We start from the raw sequence: 6,412 nt of genomic DNA, 5'->3' as shown, positions 1-6,412 counted from the left end.
TCAGCATCATCAAAGTGCGTGCCGCCAGTTCGGGGTCAGCCCGGCGCAGCAGCCCCCGATCCATCGCCTGCGCCAGAAAGGCGGCGACCATCATGCGCGTATGACGCGGCGCATGTTCGAAGAAAATGGCGCCCATTTCGGGGAACCGGCCCGCTTCGGCAACCACCAGCCGGTGCAGCGCGATGGACTCGGCTGATGTGACCTTTTCCAGCAGATTCATGCCCAGCTGGAACAGGGTCGCCGCCAGGTCGCCGTCCGGGTCGAGCATTTCGGCCAGCCGTTCGCGATAGGCGGTGGTCTTGTGATCCAGGCAGGCGGCGAACAATTCCTCCTTCGAAGGAAAATAACTCCACAACGTCCCCTTTGACCCGCCCAGCTTTGCGGCGATGGCCGACATGGTGGTGGCCGCATAGCCATTTTCCAGAAAATATTGGGCGGCCACCTCCAGAATCGCCTGCCGCCGGTCGCGGCGGCGCGCTTCCCTGCGGCTGATAGGAGGGGAATCAAGGACTGTCATAAAATCGTACTATACAGTACGCTATTTCTGTTGACAAGGATTTGCATCAGGCGCAAAGGCCCATTTCATACTCTTTGGTACGGTTTCTTATGCCCGTGAGTCGCCTCATAAATTGCCCTGCCGCTTTCGTCCGCGCCGGAACGGTCGTCGCCTCGGCGCTCTTGCTTTCCGCCTGCGCGGCGGTGCCCCAGCTTGGCCCCAAGCCGACGGTGCGCGCGCCCGACAGCATCAAGGCGCAGCAGAGCCTTCAGGCGGCCAGCGCCGCCTGGCCTTCCGAAGGCTGGTGGAGAGTCTATGGCGACCCGCAGCTCGACGCGTTGATCGAGGAGGGGCTGAAGGGTTCTCCCGACGTCGCCGCCGCAGCCGCACGCTTTCGTCAGGCCAGCGCGGTCGCCCAGCAGGCCGGTGCGCCGCTGCTGCCCTCCGTTGATCTGGATGCCAAGGGCGGGGTCACCAAATCCAGCTACAACATGGGCATGCCCAAGGAATTCGTGCCCAAGGGCTGGCTCGGCACGGGGCAGGTAGCGCTGAATTTCGGCTTCGATCTCGATCTGTGGGGCAAGAACCGGGCGGCGTTGGCGGCGGCGACCTCCGACGCGCAGGCGGCGGAGATCGACGCGCGCCAGGCGCGGCTGGCGCTCGCGACCGGGGTTGCCGATGCCTATGCCGATCTGGCGAAACTTTACGACGAGCGGGAGATTCAGGCCCGCGCCCTCGAAATCCGTACCGCCAGCCAGAAACTGGTCGCGGATCGGCGCGCCAATGGCCTTGAAACCCGCGGCAGCGAGCGGCAGGCCTACGCCACCGTTGCGTCCGCCCGGGCGCAGCTGGCCGCCGCCGATCAGGCCATCGCCATCCGTCAGCACCAGATTGCGGCGCTGATCGGCGCCGGGCCGGATCGCGGCCTTGCCATCGTCCGGCCTAAGCTGGGCGCGCTGGCGCCGCTTGGGCTGCCCGCTGATGTCACCACCAATCTGGTCGCGCGCCGTCCCGACATCGCCGCGGCGCTCGCGCGGACGGAGGCGGCGGCCAAGCGGATCAAGGTAGCGCGGGCCGATTTCTTTCCGGCGATCCGCCTGAGCGCGCTGATCGGCGTGCAGTCGCTGGGTTACAACACGGCGTTCAACAACAGCACGGGCGCGATTGCCGGTGGGTCAAGCCCCTTCACGGACACGCTGTTCAAGAAGGACTCGCTGTTCGGCAATGCCGGGCCCGCGATCAGCCTGCCGATCTTTCATGGCGGCGCCCTGAGCGGCCAGTATCGCGGCGCCCGCGCAGCCTATGACGAGGCGGTGGCCAGCTATGACAAGACCGTGCTGGGCGCCTATCAGCAGGTGGCCGACGCGGTCACGGGGCGCCGTTCGCTGGACCAGCGGCTGGCCGATGCCCGCGCCGCGCTGGCCGCGTCGGAAGAAGCCTATTCCATCGCCCGCCAGCGTTATGAAGGCGGCCTCAACACCTATCTTGACGTATTGAATGTCGAGGACCAGCTATTGGCCGCGCGTCAGTCCGTCGCGGAGCTGGAAGCCAGCGGCTTCACGCTCGATATCGCCCTGATTCGCGCGCTGGGAGGCGGTTTCGCCGCCAGCGGCGCCACCCCCAAGGAACTGCCCAATGGCTGACGCGACGCCAGAATTCTCCACCGAAACGAGCAAGAGCGGCGATGTCGCCGCGCAGCGTCAGGAAACGCGCAGGAAATGGCTGATGCGGCTGGCGCTGGCGGTGATCGTCATCGGCGGTCTTTACGGCATCTGGTATCTGCTGGTCGGGCGCAATCATGTCAGCACCGACAATGCCTATGTGAATGCGGAGATGGCGCAGGTGACGCCGCTGATTTCCGCCCAGGCGGTCGAGGTGCTGGTCACCGATACCCAGATCGTGAAGCGCGGCGACATATTGGTGAGGCTCGACCCCACCAATGCCCGCATCGCCGTGGCGCAGGCGGAAGCGGATCTGGCCGAGGCGAAGCGCCGGTTCCGCCAGGCCGTGGCGACGAGCAGTTCGCTCGCCGCCCAGGTGGAGGCGCGGGGGGCCGACATCACGCAGGCCCGCGCGCAGCTGGCAACCGCGCAGGCCGATTTCGACAAGGCCCGCATCGATCTCAGGCGCCGCGAGGCGCTGGCCCCCAATGGCGCCGTGTCGGGCGAGGAACTGACCAGCGCGCGCAAGGCCTATGCCGCCGCGCAGGCGGCGCTGGATCAGGCGCGGGCCGGCGTGACCACGGCGGAGGCGACGCGCGGCGCCGCCAGCGGACAGCTGGCCGCCAATGACGCGCTGGTGCGCGGCTCGACCATCGATACCGATCCGGCCGTGCTGGCCGCCAAGGCGAAGCTCGACAATGCACGGCTGGACCTTGACCGCAGCATCATCCGCGCGCCGATCGACGGCGTGGTGACGCGGCGGCAGGTGCAGGTAGGCCAGCGCGTGGCGCAGGGAACGCCGATCATGAGCATCGTTCCGCTCGCTCAGGTCTATGTCGACGCCAATTTCAAGGAGCGCCAGCTTGGCCGGGTGAAGGTCGGCATGCCCGCCACCCTCACCTCCGACCTTTATGGCGGCGACGTCGTCTATCACGGCAAGGTCGTCGGCTTTTCCGGCGGCACCGGATCGTCCATGGCGCTGATCCCGGCGCAGAATGCGACCGGCAACTGGATCAAGGTGGTGCAGCGCCTGCCGGTGCGGATTGCGCTTGATCCCAAAGAACTGGCCGCGCATCCGCTGCGCGTCGGGCTTTCGATGGAAGCCGAGATCGACCTTTCTGGCGAATAAGGGGCCGATCCGTGACCAGGCCGGCCGAAACCTATCACCTGACCCCGCGCCAGCGCATATTGGCGGCGCTGGTGCTGGCGATGAGCAATTTCATGGTGGTGCTGGACCTGACCATCGCCAACGTCTCGGTCCCGCACATCGCCGGCAATCTGGGCATTTCGCCCGATCAGGGCACCTGGATCATCACATCCTACGCCGTGGCAGAGGCGATCTGCGTGCCGTTGACCGGGTGGCTGGCGCAGCGCTTCGGGGCGGTGCGGGTCTTCACCTTCGGCATGATGGGCTTCGGCTTTTTCTCCATGCTTTGCGGCATGTCGGTGACACTGGGCATGCTGGTTGCCTGCCGGATCGGTCAGGGCCTGTGCGGCGGGCCGCTGATGCCCATGTCGCAGACCCTGCTGATACGGATTTTCCCACCCGAATCGCGGGGCCGGGTGATGGGCCTGTGGGCCATGACCACGCTGGCGGGACCAGCGGTGGGTCCGATCGTCGGCGGGTATATCAGCGACAACTGGAGCTGGCACTGGATCTTCTTCATCAACCTGCCGATTGCGGTGGTCTGCATCTTTTCGGCGCTGGTGCTGCTGCGTCCGGTCGAAACCGAACGGCGCAAGGTGCCGATCGATTTTATCGGCCTTGCCCTGCTGATCTTCTGGATCGGCTGCATGCAGATCATGCTGGACATCGGTCGCGATCATGACTGGTTTGCCGACCCGATGATCGTGACGCTGGGGGTGCTGGCGCTGATCGGCTGCATTGTCTTCGTCATCTGGGAACTGACCGAGGAACATCCGGTGGTCGATCTGCGGGTCTTTCGCCATGTCGGCTTCACCTCGGGCGTCGTGACCCTGTCGCTCTGCTTCGGCGCCTATTTCGCGGGCATCGTCATCATTCCGCAATGGCTCCAGATGTCGATGGGCTACCCGGCCGAATCGGCCGGTTATGTGACATCCTTCACGGCCATGACGGCGATCCTCGCCGCTCCGCTGGCCGGACGCGCGATCGGCAAGGTCGACGTGCGGCTGATGATCTCCGGCGCCGTGGTCTGGATGGGTTGCGTCACGATGTGGCGGGCGGGCTGGACCAGCACGGCCGATTTCTGGACCCTGTCGCTGCCGCAGGTCGTGCAGGGCTTTGCCATGCCCTTCTTCATGATCCCGCTGACGACACTGACGCTGGGCTCGGTCCGTCCGGAGGAAACGGCGTCGGCGGCGGGCCTGCAGAATTTCCTGCGCACGCTTGCTGTCGCGATCTCGACCTCCCTCGTTCTCACCAGCTGGGGCGACGGCCAGCGCGTGGCGCGCAACGAACTGGTGTCCGCGCTTGATCCGGGCGCGGGCGCGACGCTGGCCAACAGCGGGCTTTCCGCCGCGCAGACGCCGCAGATGCTCGCCGATCTGGTCGACCAGCAGGCGACCGTCATCTCGATGAACCACGTCTTCTTCGCCGCGGCGCTGATCCTGTTTCTGGCCGGTGCGCTGGTCTGGTTCGCGCCGCGTCCGACCGGCAAGGTGGACATGTCCGCGGCGCACTGACGCTCCGGGTCAGCCTAGCCGGACCCTTCGGGTGACGCCCGCCGCCTCCAGAAATGCCTCGTCATGGCTGACGAGGATCAGCGCCCCGTCATAGGCGGCCAGCCCCTGTTCGATCGCGCCGATCGAATCGAGATCGAGATGATTGGTCGGTTCGTCCAGCATCAGCAGCGGCGGCAAAGTCTCTCCGCCCAGCACGCAGGCAAGGGCGGCGCGCAGCATCTGCCCGCCGCTGAGCGTGCCGACGCGCTGCAACGCCAGATCGGCCCGAAAGCGAAAGCGGGCGAGCGCGGCGCGGACCTGATTATGCGTGGCCTGCGGATGCATCCGGGCGAAATTGGCGGCAATGCTCGCTTCCCGGTCCAGCAGGGCGGCGCGCTGGTCCAGCAGGGCGCAATCGACAGGGCGATGCACGGTTCCCGAGAGGGGCGTCAATGCACCGGCGATCAGGTGGAGCAGGGTGGACTTGCCCGCGCCATTGGGGCCCGTGACGGCGATCCGTTCCGGACCATGGATCGAAAGGGAAAAGTCGCGCAGCACCGGCGCTTCCGGACCATGTCCAGCGGTCGCCCGATCGAGCCGCAGGATCGTCTGGCCCGGCTGCACGCCGGTCGAGGGCAGGGTGACCGTCAGACTCTCGACGATCTCGATGCGTTCGCGCGCCGATTGCGCCGCCTCGGCGGCTTCGCGCTGCAAGCGCTCGGCCAGCCGCGTCGCATCGCCGCCGGAGCTTTCCGCCCGATCCTTGCGCTTGCCGATCAGGATTCGGGGCATGTCGCCCCTGGCCCCCTTGCGCGCACCGGCGGCATCGCGGCGCTGCTTGCGTTCGGCCGCGATCTGGGTCCGGCGGGCAATATCCTTCATCCGCCGTTCGGCCTGATCCAGCTGCTGCCCGGCGGCGGTGAGTTCGATCGCCTTGCGTTCCCTGTAGGCCGACCAGTTGCCGCCGTAACGGTGGAGGCCAAGGCTGGTCAGCTCGGCGATCGCCTCCATTTCCTCCAGCAGCGCGCGGTCATGGCTGACTATGATCGCGCCGGCGCGCCATTTCGCCAGCAGGCCGCGCAGCGCGGCGCGGCCCTCCGCATCCAGATTGTTGGTCGGTTCATCCAGCAGCAGGAAGTCGGGCCGGGCAAAGACAGCGCCCGCCAGGGCGGCGCGGCTGCGCTGGCCGCCCGACAGGCTTTGGAGGGGCGTCGCCGGACCGGCGACCAGCCCGACCTCGGCCAGCGCTTCCTCGATCCGGGCGGGCAGGGTCCAGTCGCAGGCCTCCAGTTCCGCCAGATCGGCAAGACCGCGTTCCGCCCTGTCGAGCAGGGCCAAAGCCGTCCGCGCGCCGAACAGATCGGCGATGTTTTCCTGGGGCGTGACCTGAACCATCTGCCGCAGGGTTGCGACCCGGCCGTCGACATGGATGCTGCCCGCACCCGGCATCAGCGTGCCGGCGATCAGGCCGAGCAGGGTCGATTTGCCGACGCCGTTGCGCCCGACAAGACCGATTCGTTCGGCGGTGAAGCGAAAATCGAGGTCGGAAAGGACCGATGTGCCGTCAGGCGCGGACCAGCTGAGATGCGAAAGGATAATGGCAGGCATGAAC

Annotated in this window: 5 protein-coding genes; 3 read left to right on the top strand and 2 right to left on the bottom strand. The window is 66.8% G+C overall.

All coding sequences use genetic code 11. The annotated features are described in order from the left end of the window. Positions 1 to 517: TetR/AcrR family transcriptional regulator (locus ACFC3J_RS13850; protein ID WP_375196745.1), on the bottom strand; the 517-nt coding region annotated here is incomplete at its 3' end. Positions 518 to 606: 89 nt separating this feature from the next. On the opposite strand from ACFC3J_RS13850, the gene ACFC3J_RS13845 reads away from it, so the two are divergent. Genes ACFC3J_RS13845 through ACFC3J_RS13835 form a run of 3 tightly spaced genes read left to right on the top strand, consistent with a single transcriptional unit; the run spans position 607 to position 4,821 of the window. Further along, positions 607 to 2,139, top strand: a complete 1,533-nt coding sequence (locus ACFC3J_RS13845) for an efflux transporter outer membrane subunit (protein WP_375196744.1) — start codon at positions 607 to 609, stop codon at positions 2,137 to 2,139. After that, a complete protein-coding gene (locus ACFC3J_RS13840) occupies positions 2,132 to 3,286 on the top strand; it encodes an EmrA/EmrK family multidrug efflux transporter periplasmic adaptor subunit (protein WP_375196743.1) in 1,155 nt (384 codons plus the stop codon). The genes ACFC3J_RS13845 and ACFC3J_RS13840 overlap by 8 nt, the downstream gene beginning before the upstream one ends. An 11-nt stretch (positions 3,287 to 3,297) precedes the next feature. Next, positions 3,298 to 4,821: a DHA2 family efflux MFS transporter permease subunit gene (locus tag ACFC3J_RS13835; RefSeq protein ID WP_375196742.1), complete on the top strand. Its 1,524-nt coding sequence runs from the start codon at positions 3,298 to 3,300 to the stop codon at positions 4,819 to 4,821. A 9-nt stretch (positions 4,822 to 4,830) separates the two neighbouring features. Here the strand turns inward: ACFC3J_RS13835 and ACFC3J_RS13830 are convergent, their stop codons facing one another. Next, positions 4,831 to 6,408 (bottom strand): ABC-F family ATP-binding cassette domain-containing protein, encoded by a 1,578-nt coding sequence (locus ACFC3J_RS13830; RefSeq protein ID WP_375196741.1) that lies wholly within the window; start codon positions 6,406 to 6,408, stop codon positions 4,831 to 4,833. Positions 6,409 to 6,412 lie beyond the last annotated feature (4 nt).

This window comes from Sphingobium sp. (genome assembly GCF_041987595.1).
GTDB lineage: Bacteria > Pseudomonadota > Alphaproteobacteria > Sphingomonadales > Sphingomonadaceae > Sphingobium.
Note: the sequence above shows the minus strand (reverse complement) of the source record. Positions and strands in the feature narration are given on the sequence as shown.

What these genes read in the sequence shown, in the direction of transcription:
- ACFC3J_RS13845 (WP_375196744.1), top strand. Translation starts at nt 607, where the DNA reads ATGCCCGTGAGTCGCCTCATAAATTGCCCTGCCGCTTTCGTCCGCGCC.
- ACFC3J_RS13840 (WP_375196743.1), top strand. Translation starts at nt 2,132, where the DNA reads ATGGCTGACGCGACGCCAGAATTCTCCACCGAAACGAGCAAGAGCGGC.
- ACFC3J_RS13830 (WP_375196741.1), bottom strand. Translation starts at nt 6,408, where the DNA reads ATGCCTGCCATTATCCTTTCGCATCTCAGCTGGTCCGCGCCTGACGGC.